Annotated in this window: 17 protein-coding genes; 7 read left to right on the top strand and 10 right to left on the bottom strand. The window is 65.9% G+C overall.

The window, feature by feature from the left end:
- Nucleotides 1-45: 45 nt before the first annotated feature.
- Nucleotides 46-711, top strand: a complete 666-nt coding sequence (locus tag DT603_RS12540) for an energy transducer TonB (RefSeq protein WP_162350227.1) — start codon at nt 46-48, stop codon at nt 709-711.
- A 42-nt stretch (nt 712-753) separates the two neighbouring features.
- Here the strand turns inward: DT603_RS12540 and rlmH are convergent, their stop codons facing one another.
- The 9 genes from rlmH to DT603_RS12495 form a co-directional block, all read right to left on the bottom strand.
- On the bottom strand, nt 754-1,224 hold the full coding sequence (rlmH, locus tag DT603_RS12535; RefSeq protein ID WP_162350226.1) for a 23S rRNA (pseudouridine(1915)-N(3))-methyltransferase RlmH: 471 nt from the start codon (nt 1,222-1,224) through the stop codon (nt 754-756).
- A gap of 21 nt (nt 1,225-1,245) precedes the next feature.
- The gene (gene rsfS, locus DT603_RS12530) at nt 1,246-1,662 is read right to left on the bottom strand and encodes a ribosome silencing factor (RefSeq protein ID WP_162350225.1); all 417 of its coding nucleotides are present in this window, start codon (nt 1,660-1,662) and stop codon (nt 1,246-1,248) included.
- 30 nt (nt 1,663-1,692) lie between these two features.
- Nucleotides 1,693-2,445 carry a nicotinate-nucleotide adenylyltransferase gene (nadD, locus tag DT603_RS12525; RefSeq protein WP_162350224.1) on the bottom strand — a complete coding sequence of 251 codons (753 nt, stop codon included), beginning with the start codon at nt 2,443-2,445 and terminating at the stop codon, nt 1,693-1,695.
- On the bottom strand, nt 2,376-3,410 hold the full coding sequence (gene holA, locus DT603_RS12520) for a DNA polymerase III subunit delta (protein ID WP_162350223.1): 1,035 nt from the start codon (nt 3,408-3,410) through the stop codon (nt 2,376-2,378). The genes nadD and holA overlap by 70 nt, the downstream gene beginning before the upstream one ends.
- 13 nt (nt 3,411-3,423) lie before the next feature.
- On the bottom strand, nt 3,424-3,957 hold the full coding sequence (locus tag DT603_RS12515) for an LPS-assembly lipoprotein LptE (RefSeq protein WP_162350222.1): 534 nt from the start codon (nt 3,955-3,957) through the stop codon (nt 3,424-3,426).
- A 106-nt stretch (nt 3,958-4,063) separates the two neighbouring features.
- Nucleotides 4,064-6,718 carry a leucine--tRNA ligase gene (gene leuS, locus DT603_RS12510; RefSeq protein WP_162350221.1) on the bottom strand — a complete coding sequence of 885 codons (2,655 nt, stop codon included), beginning with the start codon at nt 6,716-6,718 and terminating at the stop codon, nt 4,064-4,066.
- Nucleotides 6,719-6,892: 174 nt separating this feature from the next.
- Nucleotides 6,893-7,507 carry a DUF998 domain-containing protein gene (locus tag DT603_RS12505; RefSeq protein ID WP_162350220.1) on the bottom strand — a complete coding sequence of 205 codons (615 nt, stop codon included), beginning with the start codon at nt 7,505-7,507 and terminating at the stop codon, nt 6,893-6,895.
- On the bottom strand, nt 7,492-7,707 hold the full coding sequence (locus tag DT603_RS12500; RefSeq protein WP_162350219.1) for a helix-turn-helix transcriptional regulator: 216 nt from the start codon (nt 7,705-7,707) through the stop codon (nt 7,492-7,494). The genes DT603_RS12505 and DT603_RS12500 overlap by 16 nt, the downstream gene beginning before the upstream one ends.
- Entirely contained in the window at nt 7,704-8,273 is a 570-nt protein-coding gene (locus DT603_RS12495) for a hypothetical protein (RefSeq protein WP_162350218.1), read from the bottom strand. The genes DT603_RS12500 and DT603_RS12495 overlap by 4 nt, the downstream gene beginning before the upstream one ends.
- 215 nt (nt 8,274-8,488) lie before the next feature.
- Here DT603_RS12495 and trxA point away from each other — a divergent pair, with 215 nt between their 5' ends.
- The 5 genes from trxA to DT603_RS12470 all read left to right on the top strand — a co-directional run bounded on the left by trxA (nt 8,489) and on the right by DT603_RS12470 (nt 13,272).
- The gene (gene trxA, locus DT603_RS12490; protein ID WP_162350217.1) at nt 8,489-9,352 is read left to right on the top strand and encodes a thioredoxin; all 864 of its coding nucleotides are present in this window, start codon (nt 8,489-8,491) and stop codon (nt 9,350-9,352) included.
- Nucleotides 9,353-9,417: 65 nt separating this feature from the next.
- Nucleotides 9,418-9,870 carry a DUF4442 domain-containing protein gene (locus DT603_RS12485; protein ID WP_162350216.1) on the top strand — a complete coding sequence of 151 codons (453 nt, stop codon included), beginning with the start codon at nt 9,418-9,420 and terminating at the stop codon, nt 9,868-9,870.
- A 37-nt stretch (nt 9,871-9,907) separates the two neighbouring features.
- Nucleotides 9,908-10,579 carry a DUF502 domain-containing protein gene (locus tag DT603_RS12480; RefSeq protein ID WP_162350215.1) on the top strand — a complete coding sequence of 224 codons (672 nt, stop codon included), beginning with the start codon at nt 9,908-9,910 and terminating at the stop codon, nt 10,577-10,579.
- 3 nt (nt 10,580-10,582) lie between these two features.
- Entirely contained in the window at nt 10,583-11,359 is a 777-nt protein-coding gene (locus DT603_RS12475) for a queuosine precursor transporter (protein WP_162350214.1), read from the top strand.
- Between the two features lie 95 nt (nt 11,360-11,454).
- On the top strand, nt 11,455-13,272 hold the full coding sequence (locus DT603_RS12470; RefSeq protein WP_162350213.1) for a DUF885 family protein: 1,818 nt from the start codon (nt 11,455-11,457) through the stop codon (nt 13,270-13,272).
- Between the two features lie 759 nt (nt 13,273-14,031).
- On the opposite strand, the gene DT603_RS12465 is transcribed toward DT603_RS12470, so the two are convergent.
- Nucleotides 14,032-15,645 (bottom strand): phytoene desaturase family protein, encoded by a 1,614-nt coding sequence (locus tag DT603_RS12465; RefSeq protein ID WP_162350212.1) that lies wholly within the window; start codon nt 15,643-15,645, stop codon nt 14,032-14,034.
- A gap of 235 nt (nt 15,646-15,880) precedes the next feature.
- Here DT603_RS12465 and DT603_RS12460 point away from each other — a divergent pair, with 235 nt between their 5' ends.
- Nucleotides 15,881-17,614, top strand: a complete 1,734-nt coding sequence (locus tag DT603_RS12460; RefSeq protein ID WP_162350211.1) for a CHASE2 domain-containing protein — start codon at nt 15,881-15,883, stop codon at nt 17,612-17,614.

Here is a 17,614-nt window from a genome sequence, read left to right as displayed (position 1 = left end):
TGCCCAGGCGTTGTTCCTCTCGCATACCCGCTATGGAGGTGGATCATGGTTCGCACACTGCCGCTACGCTCTGAAACCCGTCCCGAACCCGCGCGCATCCTGGCCATCACGGCCGCGATCGCGGTGCATGCGTTTGCTTTCATGCTGTTGCTGATTCCGATGGCTGCACCAGTCCCCGACGCGACATTGGCCGACCAGAAGCCGGTGATCGATTGGTGGCTTCCAAAAACCGTACCCGTCACGCCCAGGCCACCGCAAGTCGTTCCAGTGCGTAAACAGGAGTCGAAACCACAACCCCAACCCCGCCTTGCACAGGACACCGCCACGCCGGTTTCCGACCCGGTGATCGTGGAGCAGGGCACGGTGGCGACGGAGCAAGGCACCGCAGCGTCAAGCGACGCAGTTACTTCCAGCGGAGAATTGAGCCAGCCGATATCCGGGGTGCAACTGGAATACGAACTGGCCAAGGCGCCCCCCTATCCACGCGAAGCGTTCCGCGACGGACTGCAGGGGCAGGTGCTCCTGAAGATCCTGGTGGATGCGGATGGCAGGCCGCTGGAAGTGGTGGTGTCCACCAGCAGCGGGCACCGCGTCCTCGATGAGGCAGCCAGGCGTTTCGTATTGAAGAACTGGCGGTTCAAGCCCGCCCTGCGCGACGGACACGCCGTCCAGGCCTACGGGATGGTGCCGATCAACTTCACACTGGAATAAGTGCCAACGGCCCTCCCTGCTCCTGCAGGGCGGGCCTGGCCACTAGGCGCGGTGGTAGGGATGGTTGGCCAGCATGGCCGCAGCGCGGTACAGCTGTTCGGCCACCAGCAGGCGGGCCAGCATATGCGGCAAGGTCAGCGGACCCAGCGACCAGGTTTCGCTTGCACCGGCCAGTACTTCCGGTGAGTGCCCTTCCGGGCCTCCGATCAGGAAAGCCATGTCGCGACCCTGGCCGCGCCAGTGTTCCAGGCGCTGCGCCAGTTGTTCGGAGGAAAACGGCTTGCCGGCGACTTCCAGCGCGACTACATGCGCGTTCTTGGGCAAGGCGGCCAGCACGCGCCGTCCTTCTTCCTCGATGGCGCGTTGCGCATCGCGGCCCTTGCCGCGCAGGCCCGGCTCTATTTCCACCAGCTCCAGCGGAAGCCAGTGCGAAAGGCGCTTCTGGTATTCGGAAAAACCCTGTGCGACCCAGGCGGGTGCGCGTTCACCGGTGGCAATCAGGCGGGCCTTCATGCCCTGGCCCGCAAGCTGCGCTCAGCGCTGTACTGCATCCGCGGCTTCATGATCGTCCGGCGGCTGGTCGCCGACGGTCCACAGGCGCTCGAGGGCGTAGAACTCGCGCACGCGCGGCAGCATGACGTGGACGATGACGTCGCCCAGGTCGACCAGTACCCACTCGGCCTCGCGCTCGCCTTCCACGCCCAACGGCATCACATCGAGCCTCTTGGCGAACTTGACCACTTCGTTGGCGCTGGACTTCACGTGGCGGGTCGAGGTGCCCGACGCGATGACCATGTAATCGGCCACGCTGGACTTGCCGCGAACGTCGATCTCGACCACGTCCTTCGCCTTGAGTTCTGCCAGTGCCGCATGGACGTTGGCGAGCAGCGCCGGGACCGACGGCGGCGGAGTGGGAAGGCGGGTCTTGATGACTTGGGTTTGGCTGGACAAAGGCTTGGAAGCTCCGGTGATTGGGGCGAATTATACCGGACTGACCACGGGGCCCGGCTGTGAATACAACCCGTGGGCAAGGATGTAGCCCGCCACGGGGCCTGGCACCAAGCCCTGCCACGCCTCCCCGGCACTGATGCGCCGGCGCACTTCACTGGCCGATTCAGGCTGCAGGGGCTGGTTGAGCAGGTACAGGTGTCCTGCAGGCGCGTGCCGGAGCGTCTCGGGGGATCCGGTCCAGCGGCCTGCCAGCGCCTCTGCAAGCTCGGGCGGCAGTCCCGTATCCACCGGGCTGCCCGGGCGTGGTGCGACCACGAAATGGGCCAGCCCGAACAAGGTCCGCCACTCCCGCCAGGTGGGCAGGCCAAGCAGGCTGTCCGCGCCGATCAGCAGGGCGAGCGGCTGCGACGGTCCGAATTCGAGCCGCAACTCGCGCAGGGTGTCGATGGTGTAGGAGCGCCCCTGCCTTTGCAGCTCCCGCCGGTCCACCACCAGCCCGGGTTCCCCGGCCACGGCGAGGTCGAGCATCCGGGCGCGATGGAACGCATCCGCCCCGGGCGGATCACGGTGCGGCGGATCCGCGGCCGGCATCAGGCGCATCGTGCTGCCCAGCTCGTCGCACGCGGCGCGGGCGATGGCCATGTGCCCGTTATGGACGGGATCGAAGGTGCCGCCGTAAAAGAACTGGAGCGCCTGATCCCCGGCCACGTGCTTCAGGCCACCAGCAGGCGAACCGCGCGTGCTTCGGCAACGGCCAGCAACAGGCGTTCCAGGGCCACCCATGCGTCACCGTCGCCGCGACCCTTGGCGATGCGGTCGATGCGCGAGGCCTCGGCGACGAAGCGATCCCAGCGTGCGGGGTTGGGATGACGCAGCAGCGCGCGCTTGAAAGGAGCCTGCCTGGTTTCCCAGATGCCCTGCGATTTCATTTCCGAAGCAAGGTTGCCGCCACGCGCCTGGGCGCGGGCCAGCGCGGCGGTGCGCAGCAATTCGCGGACCAGCATCGGCAGCAGGCCGGGGACCGCGTCACCTTCCGCGCGCAGGCCGGCGAGCATTCGAGATACCTGCGGCCCCTGCCCGCCCAACATGGCATCGGTCAACCGGAACACGTCGTAACGCGCGGCATCGGCGACCAGTGACTGCATCTGCGCGGCGTCCAGCGGCGTGCCGCCGGCAAGCAGGACCAGCTTGTCGATTTCCTGCGCTGCGGCCAACAGATTGCCCTCCACGCGATCCACCAGCACCTGCACGGCCGCGCGGTCAGCCTGCAGGCCTTTGGCGCGCAAGCGGGTTTCCACCCAGCCGGCAAGTTCGTGCGGCTTGATCGCCCAGGCCACCGCCAGCACGCCGATCCGCGACACCGCCTCGGTCCACTTGCCGTGGTGGGCCTTGCTCCAGTCACCGGCGGTGATCAGCAACACCACGTCCGGCGGCGGGTTGTCGCAGAACTCGATGATCGCAGCGATGCCGTCCTTGCCCGGCTTGCCGGTCGGCAACCTGACTTCCACCAGCCGCCGCGCACTGAACAGGCTGGGTGCGTTGAAGGACGCCTCGAGGTTGCTCCACTCGAAATCGCGCCCGTCGGCGTCGAAGACTTCACGCTCGCTGATGCCTTGCGCCCGCGCCCGCCTGCGCACCGAATCGGCACCTTCCAGCACGCGCAGCGTTTCGGGCCCCGCCACCAGGTAGACCGCGTGCAGCACGCCGTCGTCCGGCAAGGCGACCAGTCTTTCGGGCGTCAGTTCCACTGGCGCAATGCCACTAGGGCGCCGGGCTCTTGCCCTGCACGCCGCCCAGGATCACGCCATCGATGCGGCGCAGGATGGAGGCGGCCATTTCACGGCGCAGCTCGGTGGCAAGTACTTCGCGTTCGGTAAGGGTGCCGGTCGCGTTCTCGGGCGGCGACACATAGTCGCGCGACAGTTCCACTACCTGTTGCGGCACCAGTTCGGAGCCATCGGCACGGCGGAACACGAAGACCGTCGCATAGCGCAGGCTGAATTCCTGCGCGCGTCCCTGCGCATCGATGGCGATGGGAAGGTCACCCCAACGCTCCGACAGGATCTGCAGGGTCGCCACCTCGGTGGCATCGGCTCCAGCCGGCACGGCACCGGCACGGCCCAGGCTGTCAGCCAGTGACTCGGCCAGCGGACTGTAGGGCGTGGTCGAGGTCACCCGCACCGGCCCGAGGTCGGCGGGCAAAGCGATCTTGTTGCGCAGGTGGAAACCGCAGGCCGACACGGCCATGGCAAGGAAACAGATCGCCGCGAGGCGCACTACAGGGGATGAGGTCATGGGCGAAGTCTGGAGTAGCCCGGCGCGGGCGGCAATAGGCGGGCTGCCTAGACTGCCGCATCAGGCGTGAATGCGCCCTAGCGGCAAGCCCGGGGCCGCATGGACCTCATGCGGCGACGATGTTGACGATCTTGCCGGGCACGATGATCACCTTGCGGATCGCCAGCCCCTGCATGAACTTGGCCGTATTGGGTTCGGCGCGCGCCAGGGCTTCGATCTGGTCGCGCGGCAGGTCCGCAGCCACCTCGATGGTCCCGCGCAGCTTGCCATTGACCTGGATCGCCAGCGTCACCTGGTCGCGCACCAGCGCGGCGGTGTCGCATTGCGGGAACGGCAGGTCTTCCAGCAAGGTCTCCGCGTGCCCCAGCACCTGCCACAACGCGTGGCTGGTGTGCGGGGTGATGGGGTTGAGCAGCAACACCGCCGCTTCCAGCGCTTCCTGGCGGATTGCCTGGCCGTTGGCGGTCGCGTCGTCGAATTTGTTCAAGGAGTTCGAAAGCTCCATCACCGCCGCGATCGCGGTATTGAAACTGTGGCGACGTCCGTAATCGCCAGCGACCTTGTCGATGGTTTCGTGGGTCTTGCGGCGCAACGCCTTCTGCTCAGCGGTCAGGGACGCGGGATCAGCTGCGCTGTGGCGAGTTCCGGCAGCCGCATGTTTGTGCACCTGTGTCCACAGGCGGCGCAGGAAGCGCGACATGCCTTCGACGCCGGCCTCGTTCCACTCCAGCGACTGTTCCGGCGGAGCGGCGAACATGGAGAAGAGGCGGACCGTATCGGCGCCGTATTTGTCGACCATGGACTGCGGGTCGACACCGTTGTTCTTGGACTTGGACATCTTCTCGCTGCCGCCGATCATGACCGTCTGCCCATCGGCGATCAGTGCCGCACCGGTCACGCGACCGCGTTCGTCGCGCTGCACTTCCACGTCGGCGGGATTGATCCATTCCTTGTTGCCGTTCGCCGACTCGCGGTAGTAGGTGTCGGCGATGACCATGCCCTGGCACAGCAGGTTGGTGGCTGGTTCGTCACTGTCCACCAGCCGCGCGTCGCGCAAAAGCTTGTGGTAGAAACGGAAGTACATCAGGTGCAGGATCGCGTGCTCGATGCCACCGATGTACTGGTCGACGGGCAGCCAGTAATTGCCGCGCCTGTCGACCATGTCCTTCGCTCCGGGCGAGGTGTAGCGCGCGTAATACCAGCTCGATTCCATGAAGGTATCGAAAGTGTCGGTTTCGCGCTCGGCCGCACCACCGCACTCGGGACAGGTGGTCTTGCGCCATTCCGGATCGGACTTGATCGGCGACTTCACGCCATCCAGGGTCACGTTCTCCGGCAAGACCACCGGCAGTTGCGATTCCGGCACCGGCACAGCACCGCACTTGTTGCAGTAGATGACCGGTATCGGGCAGCCCCAGTAGCGCTGGCGCGATACGCCCCAGTCGCGCAGGCGATAGTTCACGCGCCTCTGACCCTGGCCCTTGCGCTCGAAACGTTCGGCCAGCGCCTCGAAGGCGCCACGGAAACCCAGGCCGTCGAATTCCCCGGAATTCACCAGCTCCAGGTCGGTGCGGGTCTTGTCGCCATACCAGTCATGCCAGGTGCTCGCGTCGTAATTCTGCTCGGCCTCGTTCTTCGGCGACTTCAGCGCGATCACCTGCTGGATCGGCAGCTGGTACTTGTGGGCGAATTCGAAATCGCGCTCATCGTGGCCGGGAACGGCCATCACTGCACCGGTGCCGTAGCCCATCAGCACGAAGTTGGCGACCCACACCGGGACCTTGTCGCCGGTGACCGGATGCACTGCGCGCAGGCCGGTATCCATGCCGCGCTTTTCCTGGGTCTCCAGCTCGGCTTCGGACACGCCGCCGCGCTTCAACTCGTCCAGGAACGCAGCGAGCGCCGGATTGGCAGCGGCCGCCTTCAATGCCAGGGAATGTTCGCCGGCAATCGAGATGAAGGTCACGCCCATCAGCGTGTCGGGACGCGTGGTGAACACACTGATCGAGTCCGGACTGATCGAGTCGGTGCTGCCTTCCACCGCGAACTTGATCTCCAGTCCTTCCGACCTGCCGATCCAGTTGCGCTGCATGGTCTTGACCGAATCCGGCCAGCCCGGCAGGTTGTCCAGCCCGTCCAGCAATTCCTGCGCATAGTCGGTGATGCGCAGGAACCATTGTGGTATTTCGCGCTTCTCGACCAGCGCACCCGAGCGCCAGCCGCGGCCGTCGATGACCTGCTCGTTGGCCAGCACGGTCTGGTCCACCGGATCCCAGTTGACCACCGAGTTCTTGCGGTAGGCGATGCCCTTGCGCAGCAGGCGCACGAACATGCGCTGCTCATGCACGTAGTAGTCGGGACGGCAGGTGGCGAACTCGCGCGACCAGTCGATGGCATAACCCAGCGACTTCAGCTGGCTGCGCATGTGCTCGATGTTGGCGTAGGTCCACTTGGCCGGCGCGGTGTTGTTCTTGATCGCAGCATTTTCCGCCGGCAGGCCGAACGCGTCCCAACCCATCGGCTGCAGGACGTTCTTGCCGGTCATGCGCTGGTAGCGGCTGATCACATCGCCAATGGTGTAGTTGCGCACGTGGCCCATGTGCAACGCGCCGGACGGATACGGCAGCATCGACAGGCAATAGAACTTCGGCTTGTCGGAGCTTTCGTTGACCTCGAAAGCGCGGTTGCGGTCCCAGAAGGATTGCGCGGCGGTTTCTACGGACTTGGGATCGTGGACGGCGGGTTCAGCGGAAACGGACATGAAGGGCGGACTTCGGCACGGAAATCAAGCTGCGAAGCGTACCGCAGCGCACCAGACACCGCCATGGCATTGGCTGCCCTTGCGCGCTTCCAACGGCTAAATCCACGGGAAATCGACGATCCACGGCGAAAACGGCCTGCCCGGTCGTTCTGCAGGTCCGTGCTTGGCCGGTGCTCAGGGCTTGCCCGTGGCAGCGCCGTGCTGCCATCCCGCCAGGGCCAGCCAGGCCAGCCACGCAGCGAATGCCAGGCGCTGGGCAATTCCGGCGGCGATGACGCTGGTCAGCAGGAAGGCGGCAACCAGCACGATCATTGCGGCGAAAACGCTCAGGCGCGCAAACAATCGCCACTCGGGAAATTGCCGCAATCCCGCAGCCAGCAGGCAGGCACCGGGAACGAAGGCCAGGCACCACATCATCCACGCGGTGCCATGGAAACGGCTGGCCTCGCTTTCCAGGTCGCGCGGATCCAGCGGCAACAGGCCCATGGCGATGAAGGCCAGCGCCGACAGGAACACCAGTTGCGCACCGATGCGCGGCAGCCAGTCCGCGTTGCGGGGAAGACGCAGGCGCAGCGCCAGGGTCACCGCAGCGGCCATCATGCCCGGCAAAACGAAGGCAAGCAGGTTGAAAGCCGTGGCATTCGGGAAGCCCCGCGCGCCCAACAGCGCCACCGGATACACCGACTGCAGGTAGCCGTCCAGCGCTGCGCCAAAACCGACTAGCGTGAGGACGAAGATCAGCGCCGCGGCGACGCCGGCCAGGCGCAGGTATCTCATTCCACTTTCCATCTGAATACCTCCGCTACGCCTACGCCGAACACCCGCGCAATGCGGAACGCCAGTTCCAGCGAGGGCGAATATTTCCCCGCCTCCAGCGCGATGATGGTCTGCCGGGTCACCCCGCAGGCCTGGGCCAGTGCTTCCTGGGTCATTTCGCCGCGTTCAAAACGCCAGCGGCGAATGTCGTTGGCCAGCGGCGTGCCGCTCACCGGCGGTCGCGCCAGTAGAGCAACACGGTGGCGGCGTATTCGCACAGCCATCCCCACATCAGCGCGCACACCAGCAGGTTGGCGATCATGAAGTGGGTGGCCCATTGCAGCCTGTCGGCGGGCGAGAAGCCCAGCATCACCGCCAGGGCGATGACCACGAACACCAGCGCGCTGCGTCCCCGGGCACTGGCCTTTTTTTCTATCTCCAGGTCGCGCTCGTCCTGCTGCACCGCTCCCTTCCAGCGCGACCCCATCACGCTGGACAGCAGGAGCCAGGCGACCAGCAGCATCACCAGGTTGCGGGCGACGGCGCTGGCACCGGCGCCGTTCTGCTCGAACACCGGGACCTGGGAGAGGAAATAGACGATGGCCACCAGGGTGAAGCCGAAGCCCACCCAGGCCCGCCATTCGCCCGGCGAGACCACCGCCTCCAGCTGGCCCCGCGGCAGCCGCGACACCGCATAAAGCGACAGCCACGCCGTGGTCACCAGCACGGCCATGCCGAGCTTGCCCGCGTCCACGCCCAGCACATCGGCCGGACCGGCCAGCAACAACCACAGGGCCATGCCCAGCGACGCAACCCCCCGACTTTTTCCATGATGTAACCCCTGACGGACTATATGTAAAATATACTTTACCTTTCCGGCACCTGATGTCAACTCTTCTTTACATCGCCTTGTATCCTCGACCCCTGCCACCATCTCACCGGCACGCCTCCACCCCAGGCCGCCACCCAGGCCGTCACCCAGACCGCCACCCAGACCAACCCAGCGAGTCCCCCATGTCCGAGCTGCCCCACGTTTTCGACGCCACCACCGAGACCTTCGAGGCCGAAGTCCTGCAGAAATCCATGCAGACCCCCGTGCTGGTCGACTTCTGGGCGACTTGGTGCGGACCATGCAAGACCCTGGGGCCGATGCTGGAAAAGCTGGCCGGGGAATTCAACGGCGGCTTCCTGCTGGCCAAGGTCGACGTGGATAAGGAGCAGGAAATCGCCGCGGCCTTCCAGATCCGTTCGGTGCCGACCGTGTTCCTGGTCAAGGGCGGACAGATCGTCGACGGCTTCCCCGGTGCGGTCCCCGAGGGCCAGTTGCGTGAATTCCTCAAGCAACATGGCGTCGAGCCGGGCGCGGCCGCGAACGAAGAGCCCGTGGCCGACGCCGCCCTGCCGCTGGACCCGCATGCCGAGGTGATGGCGCTGCGCAAGGCCATCGAGGCCGAGCCGGACAAGGCCGAACTGAAGCTCGACCTGGCCCTCGCACTGCTCAGGAGCGGCGCCGCGGCCGAGGCCGAAACCCTGCTCGATGGCCTGCCCGCCAACCTGGAAACCGACGACCGGGCCATCCGCGCACGATCGCGTCTCTGGTTCGCCGCCCTGGTCAAGGATGCCCCCCCGGCCGAGGTGCTGGAGGCCGCCCTTGCCGCCAACCCGGACGACCTGCGCGCACGCCACCTGCTGGGCGTACAGCAACTGCTGGGCGGAAAGCCGCAGGCCGGGCTGGAGCAATTCATTGAAATGCTGCGGCGTGATCGCGGCTATGAGGATGGGCTGCCGAGGAAAACGCTGATCGACGCCTTCCGGGTGGTCGATGACGAAGACCTGGTGGGCCAGTACCGCCGCAAGATGTCGTCATTGCTTTTCTGAGGTCCTGCGCCAGTCCATACCTTTGCGTATGGTAGGCTGGCCGCCGTTTCGAATACGGCTACCGCATGAAATCCACCCTCCTCCGCCGCCTGTTCAATTTCTGGGCGCCCTTCCTGCTCAGCGGCATCCACGTGACCCGCATCGCCCCGGACTGGCGTCATGTCCGCGTCGAACTGCGCATGCGTCCCTGGAACCGCAACTACGTGGGCACCCATTTCGGCGGCAGCCTGTTCGCCATGACCGACCCGTTCTGGATGATCCAGATCAAGGAATGCCTGGGCAACGATTACCTGGTCTGGGACAAGGCCGCGGCGATCGAATTCGTGAAGCCCGGCAAGGGCACCGTGCATGCGGAATTCAACCTGGAAGATGCGGTCCTGGACGAAATCCGCGCTGCGACTGCCGGCGGCGGGAAATACCTGCGCTGGTTTCCGGTCGAGGTGCTGGACGCGCAGGATCAATTGGTAGCCACGGTCCGCAAGCAGGTCTACGTGCGCCTGAAACCACGGGCCCGCTGAAAGCCGGACAGCGCTGGCACCCCGTTACAATGCGCGCATGCATAACGACCCCCATGCCGCTCGCCCCTCGCTGCAAAAACTGTTCCTCACCGGCCTGCTCACCCTGCTGCCGATCTGGCTGACCTGGGTGGTGGTGAAATTCGTGTTCGTGCTGCTGTCGGACATCAGCCGGCCGCTGGTCGAGCCCTTGTCGCACCAGATCGCCGCGTCTTTCCCCGGCTACATGGGCTGGTTCAATGCGCAATGGGTGCAGGCCGGCATCGCACTGGTAGCGACCCTGTTCGTGATCCTGGCAGTCGGCGTGCTGAGCCGGCGCGTGATCGGCCAACGCATGCTGGGGTGGTTCGAGCTGCTGATCCTGCGCATCCCGCTGGCCAGCACCATCTACACCAGTGCGCGTCAGCTGCTCGACATCCTGCAGACCAAGCCGGGCAATACCCAGCGCGTGGTGCTGGTGGACTTCCCGCACAAGGAAATGAAGTCGGTGGGCCTGGTCACCCGCATCCTCAAGGAAGAAGGCACCGGCCGCGAACTCGCCGCCGTCTACGTGCCCACCACCCCCAACCCTACCTCGGGTTACCTGGAAATCGTGCCGATCGAACTGCTGACGCCGACCGACTGGACCGTGGACCAGGCGATGAGCTTCATCATTTCCGGCGGCGCCGTTTCCCCGGAGAGCGTGCCCTTCACCCGCGCCGGTGACCGCTGAGCCATGGCCCACACGCGCACGCTCGATGACCGCGCGACAAGGCTGTTCATCGCGCTGGCCGCGTTCTTCTGCGTCAACGCCGTGTTGGCCGAGTTCATCGGGGTCAAGATCTTCGCCCTGGAAGACACACTGGGCATCGCGCCGTTCGAATGGAACCTGTTCGGGCAAAGCGGCTCGCTGAGTTTCACCGCCGGCACCCTGCTGTGGCCGATGGTGTTCATCCTCACCGACACCATCAACGAATTCTTCGGCCGGCGCGGGGTGAAGTTCATTTCCTGGCTTGCGGTGGGCCTGATCGTCTACGGCTTCCTGTTCGCGTTCGCGGCCATTGCCCTGGCGCCTGCCGACTGGTGGGTGAAAGCGGCGCAGTCGCAGGGCGTGCCGGACTACCAGAAGGCCTTCGCGGCGATATTCGGCCAGGGCATGTGGACGATTGCCGGCTCCATCGTGGCCTTCCTGCTGGGACAGCTGATCGACGTGGCGGTGTTCCACCGCATCCGCGCGGCCACCGGCGAGAAACACGTGTGGTTGCGCGCGACCGGCTCCACCGCGGTCTCGCAACTGGTGGACAGTTTCGTGGTGCTGTACATCGCCTTCGTACTGGGCCCGCAGCACTGGCCGACCTCGCTGTTCCTTGCGGTCAGCAGCGTGAACTACGCTTACAAGATGCTGGCCGCGGTGGCGCTGATCCCGTTGCTGTACCTGATGCGGCATGCCATCCGCGCCTGGCTGGGCCACGAGCGCGAGCGCCAGTTGCGTGAGGAGGCCGCGGCCGATTGACCAGGCATGTTGACCCGGGCATGACTTCCGGCCCCTCGCTTGTTGCCTGCCGATGGGCCACGCTTGCTGTCCGATACCCATGGAGGAACACCCGCATGACCTTCCGTCGCCCTTCGCTGCTCGCCCTGGCGCTGTCCGCCGCCCTGCTGGCACCTTCCGCTTCATTCGCCGTTGAAGCAGTCGCCGCGCCCGTCGCCAGCCAGCCCGCATCGGCCAAGGCCGCGCAATTGCAGAAGCTCTACGTCGACTACTGGGAGGAAGTACTCAAGCTCAACCCGATCCAGGCAACCTTCCAGGGCGATCCGCGCTACAACGACCAGCTTCCGGATTTCGGCTCGGCCGCTTTCCGCCAGCAGCAGCACGACTTCACCGCGCGCTGGCTCAAGACCATCGAGGACGTGGGCAGCGCCGGCCTCACCGGCCAGGACCTGCTGAGCTACGAGATCTTCGTGCGTGATTCGAAGAATTCGCTGGAAGGCGAGAAATTCCCCGACTGGATGATGCCGGTCAACCAGATGGCCAGCATCGCCAGCTATGCGGTGATGCTGGGTTCGGGCACCAGCGCGCAGCCGTTCAAGACGGTGAAGGACTACGACAACTGGCTGGCGCGCGGCAACAAGCTGCCCACTCTGTTCGACACCGACATCGCCAACATGCGCGAAGGCATCAAGGCCGGCGTGGTGCAGCCGCGCGCGCTGATGGTCAAGGTGGTCCCGCAGCTGGATGCGCTGATCAAGGACAAGCCCGAGGACACCCTGTTCTGGGGACCGGTCAAGAGCCTGCCCGCCGACTTCAGCGCCGCCGACAAGCAGCGGCTGACGGCTGCGTACCGGACCATGATCGCCGACCGGATGCTGCCGGCCTATCGCAAGCTGCGCGCCTTCATCAACGACGAATACCTGCCGGCCACCCGCGACAGCGTGGGCCTGGACAAACTGCCGGACGGACAGGCGTGGTACGCCTACAACGCGCGCAACACCACCACCACCGAGATGAGCCCGGCCGAGATCCATCAGCTGGGTCTGGACGAAGTGGCGCGCATCCACGGCGAAATCCGCAAGCTGATGGCCGAGACCGGCTTCAAGGGCTCGCTGCAGGACTTCTTCAAGTTCATGCAGAACGACCCGCGCTTCAGCTTCAAGGACGAGCCGGCGCTGCTGGCGTACTACCGCGCGCTTGAAGCACGCATCAACAAGCGCATTCCCGAGCAGTTCTCGCTGACGCCGAAGGCGCCGTTCGAGATCCGCGCGGTGGAGGCATTCCGTGCCAAGTCCGCGGCCGGTGGCGAATACCAGAGCCCCAGCGAGGACGGCAGCCGGCCGGGCGTGTTCTACGTCAACACCTACGACCTGCCGACGCGCAAGACCTGGGATGCAGAGGACCTGTTCCTGCACGAAGCCATTCCCGGCCATCACTTCCAGCTGGCGCTGCAACAGGAGCTGCAGGGCGTGCCGGCATTCCGCCGCTTCGGTGGCGAAACCGCCTTCGTCGAAGGCTGGGGCCTGTACGCCGAATCGCTTGGCAAGTCCCTGGGTGTGTACGAAACCCCGTACGACTACTTCGGCTACCTGCAGAACGAACTGTGGCGCGCGATCCGCCTGGTCACCGACACCGGCCTGCACAGCAAGGGCTGGACCCGCGAGCAGGTGATCAAGTACATGCTCGACAACTCTGCCGAAAGCGAAACCCAGTCCACCGCCGAAGCCGAACGCTACATCGCCTGGCCGGGCCAGGCGCTGGCCTACAAGATCGGCGAACTCAAGATCAAGCAGGTGCGCGCGAAGGCGGAGAAGGAGCTCGGCGGCAAGTTCGACGTGCGCGAATTCCATGCCGAAGTGCTGAAGGACGGCTCGGTGCCGCTGAACGTGCTGGAAGCCAAGATCGACCGCTGGATCGCCGGCAAGAAGGGCTGACCCAGCTGAGCAACGGAGCCGCCGGCCGCACTGCAGCCGGCGGCTTTTCCATTTGCGCTACCACCGGCGACCCGCAGCGCGTCAATGCCGCTCAGCCTGCGGAGGCGATGGCTGGAATTCCGTTGGTTGCAATGGGATGGCTGCGCCTCCATTCGGTGAACAGCGCACGCATCCGCCTGTTGCCCCGGTGTCCAGTTCTTGATCTTTTGTTCGAATCCCTCGTCCTGCCCCCATGCCGGCATCGCGCGCACCGTGGCATCGAACCACTGCAGCGCTAGCGGCTCTGCCCCCGTGGTCCAGTAGGCCAAGGCATAGGTATAGGTCACCCAGTACGGATGGCCGCCGTGCAACTGCTCGGCGTTCCTCCAGTCTTCCAGCGCAAGATCCGTCGATCCCATGTCGTAGTGGACCCAGCCGCGCGACCACAACACGCTCCGCTGGTAGACCCTGTCATCTCCCGCGGATTCAAGCGCCGCATCGAAATCGCGTCTGGCGCGTACCGGATCGCCCGCTTCGGCGAACAGGTGGGCACGATGCGACAACGCGACGCTGTTGCGCGGATTTTTCTGGATTGCGGCGTTGACCATCTTCCTGAAGGTCGCGCGCCTGCCGGGAGGAATGGTCAGATAGCTGGCGGCAGGATCCGCGTCTGCATACACGGCCAGCGCGGGCCCGGGCACCGCCGGATCGGCGACGAGAAGCAACATCGGCAACAACAGGGTGGCCAAAAAGGACATTCGGACTCCTTGGGACGGGTCGTCAGAAATCCGAGAGGATGACTTTGGCTGCATTGTGTCCGGGCGCCCCGGTCACGCCGCCGCCGGGGTGGGTTCCGGCACCGCACAGGTAGAGCCCCGCGACCGCGCCGCGATAGTCGGCCTGCCCGACCATGGGCCGCGCACTGAACAACTGGTTGAGCGACAGCGCGCCGTGGAAGATGTCGCCGCCAATCAGGCCGAAGGTGCGCTCCAGGTCCAGCGGCGTCAGCACCTGCCTGCCCAGCACCGAAGCCCTGAAGCCGGGCGCATATTTGTCGACGGTGGCGATCATCAGGTCGGCTACTTCATCGCGATGGTCGTCCCAGTTGCGACCATCCGAAAGCTCCGGCTGCACCTGCTGGCAGAAGAGACTGGCGACGTGCTGGCCGGCGGGCGCCAGCGTGTCATCCAGCGTGGACGGAATCAGCATCTCCACGATGGGTTCTTTCGACCAGCCATGCGCGCGCGCATCCAGGTAGGCGCGGTCCATGTAGTCCAGGTCGGGCGCCATGATGATGCCGGCGGTCAGGTGGTCGCCTTCGCCAGGCAATGCGGTGAAATCGGGCAGTCGCGACAGCGCCACGTTCATGCGCAAGGTGCCCGAACCGCAACGCCAGTTAGCCATGCGTTCGCGCGTTGGCGCCGGCACCACGTCGGGCTTCATCAGGCGCTCGTACAACAACTTGGGATTGACGTTGGCGACGACCGCGCGCGCGCGCAGGGTTTCTCCCGATTCGGTGAGCACGCCCACCGCGCGGGCCGGCTTTCCATCCACCTTCTCGACAAGCACTTCGCGGACGCCGGCGTCAGTGCGGATCTGCACGCCGGCGGCGACCGCGGCTTTGGCCATGGCCTGGGTAATCGCGCCCATGCCGCCGATGGCGTGGCCCCAGGCACCCTTGACGCCGTTCACTTCGCCGAAGACGTGATGCAACAGCACATAGGCCGAGCCCGGCGTGTAGGGGCTGGCGTAATTGCCGACGATGCCGTCGAAACCCAGCACCGCCTTGATCGGCGTGCTCTCGAACCAGCGATCCAGGTATTCGCCCGCCGAAACGGTGAACAGGTCGAGCAATTCCTGGCGCATGGTTTCGTCGAGCCGGTGCAGCTGCCTGCCCAGGCGGCCGGCGCGCATCAGTTCCGGAAGCGCCTTCCACCAGCCATCGTCGGTAACGTTGGGCGGCGGCTGCATGGCCAGCGCGCGCAACACGTCGGCGATCGCATCCAGCCGGCGTTCGTATTCGGGCAGGCGCTCGGCATCGCGTGCCGAGAACTTGGCGACCTGCTGCAGGGTCTCGCCACCGCCGGTCAGCAGGTGACGGCCATCGGGCAAGGGCAGGAAGTTGCTGCGCTTGCGCTGCACGATCTTCAAACCGTGCGCGTGCAGGTCCAGGTCGGCGATGACCCTGGGCTGCAGCAGCGACACGGTGTAGGAAGCCACCGAGTTGCGGAAGCCGGGATGGAATTCCTCGGTCACCGCCGCCCCGCCCACCACGTGGCGGCGCTCCAGCACCGTGACCTTCAGGCCGGCCCTGGCCAGGTAGGTGGCACAGACCAGCCCGTTGTGGCCCCCGCCCACCAGCAGCACATCGCAGTCGACTTGCCTGTTTGCCATCATGCGTTCCCGGAAGGCGGATCGTCCCGCGCCCCAATCATCGCCCGAAACGGTACGGAATGAGGGCGGCCCCGGGGTGCCGGCATGCCGGGTCCTGTCGCACACCTATAATCCTGCCGATGGAGCTGCGATGGCACGGGGATGATGGTGCCGGCTTCTACATCGACCCCAGTGCCATGCGGGGTTGGCAATGGATCATGCGCACGGCCCGTGCGCGCTGGATGGTGCTCGCCCTATGACTGCGAACCGGCCCTGGAACACAAGAATCAAGGCGCGCCTGCTGACCAGCGTGGCAGCGGCCGCCCTGGTGAGCCTGCTGATCCTGGGATCACTGACCTGGCGCGCGGACGCGTGGATCTACGATCGGCTTGCCGCCGGCTTCACGCCACCCGTCGACGACCGCATCGTGGTGGTGGCCATTGATGAAAAAAGCCTGGCCGAGCTTGGCCGGTGGCCATGGTCGCGGCGCCTGCATGCGACTCTGGTGGATCGCCTCACGGCCGCCGGGGTGAAAGGGATAGCGCTGGATATCCTGCTTTCGCAACCTGCCCTGTTCGATCCGGAAGGCGATGCATTGCTGGCGCAGTCGCTCAATCGCAGCGCCAGGGTGGTGCTGCCCGTCCATGTCGAGCCGTCGCAGGCGGACGGCACCGCGATCGAATTGCTGCCAATCCCGGAATTCGCCGGTTCCGCCGCCTCGCTCGGGCATGTGGACATGGAAGTCGATGCCGACGGCGTGCCCCGCCACGCGTTCCTGCGCGCCGGACTGGGATCGGCGCACTGGCCTTCACTGGCCCTGGCGCTGAGCCAGGCCGGGACCGAATCGGGGACGGAGCCGGAGCCGGACCTTGCGCTGCCCGGCCTGCGCGATCCACCGCCCGCCATGGCGTCGCCGGGGCGGTGGATGCGCGACTACCAGGTGCTGGTGCCCTACATCGACCCGGACGACGCCTTCCATTCCGTGTCCTATGCCGATGTGCTGAGCGGAAAAGTACCTGCTTCCGCGCTGCACGGGCGTTGGATCCTGGTCGGCATCGCGGCTGCCGGAATGGGTAACGAGGCGGCGGCGTCCACTGCCGATGGCGGAACGCAGCGGTCGGGACTCGACTACCAGGCCAACGTCCTCAACATGCTGCTGCAGGACAACGCACGGGTACCTTTGGGCCTGGCCGCGCAGGTCCTGCTGTCCATTGCGCTGGTGGTGTTGCCGCTGCTGTTGCTGGGCCTGCGTGGGCTGCATGAGTTGTGGCGTCCGCTGGCCATTGCCCTGCTGCTGGTGATGCTGACCTGCGTCCTGCTGCTGCGCTTCGCCGGCCTGTGGTTCCCGCCCGTGCCGGCGCTGTGCGTACTGGCCGTGGGCGCCTTGCTGCTGGGCCTGCGCGTGCTGCGGCGCTCGCGGCGCCAGGCGCAGTCCGACCCGCTGACCAGGCTTGCCAACCGCAGCAAGTTCGACCAGGAACTGGAGCAGGAGCTGCGCCTGACCCGGCGCAGCGGCCAGCCGCTGTCATTGCTGCTGCTGGACGTGGACCATTTCAGTCGCCTCAATGACAGCCTGGGCCAGCCTGCGGGAGATGAAGTGCTGCGCACCTTCTCGCATATCCTGCGCGGCCGCGCACGCCGGCCGCGCGACCTGGTGGCCCGGCTCGGCGGTGACGAATTCGCGGTCCTGCTACCGGAAACCACGCCGCAGTCGGCAGCGGCCATCGCCACCACCATCCATGTCGATCTGGCCAACCTTTCCACACGCACCGGCACGCCGGCGGCGGCGGTTCCGTTCACCGCGAGCATCGGCATCCACACGGTGCCTGCCAACAGCGAAGCCGTTGCGGCGTCCGAGGTCTTCGAGCGCGCCGACTCGGCGCTTTTCCAGGCCAAGCAGGCTGGCCGCAACCGCAGTTTCAGCCACGCCAGCGAAAGCGGTTTGCCCCCGGCGCGTGCCACGCACCCCACATTACGCAGCCCGGACTGA

Source organism: Pseudoxanthomonas gei (assembly GCF_010119615.1).
Taxonomy (GTDB): Bacteria; Pseudomonadota; Gammaproteobacteria; order Xanthomonadales; family Xanthomonadaceae; genus Pseudoxanthomonas_A; species Pseudoxanthomonas_A gei.
This window is presented reverse-complemented; position numbering and strand designations above follow the sequence as displayed.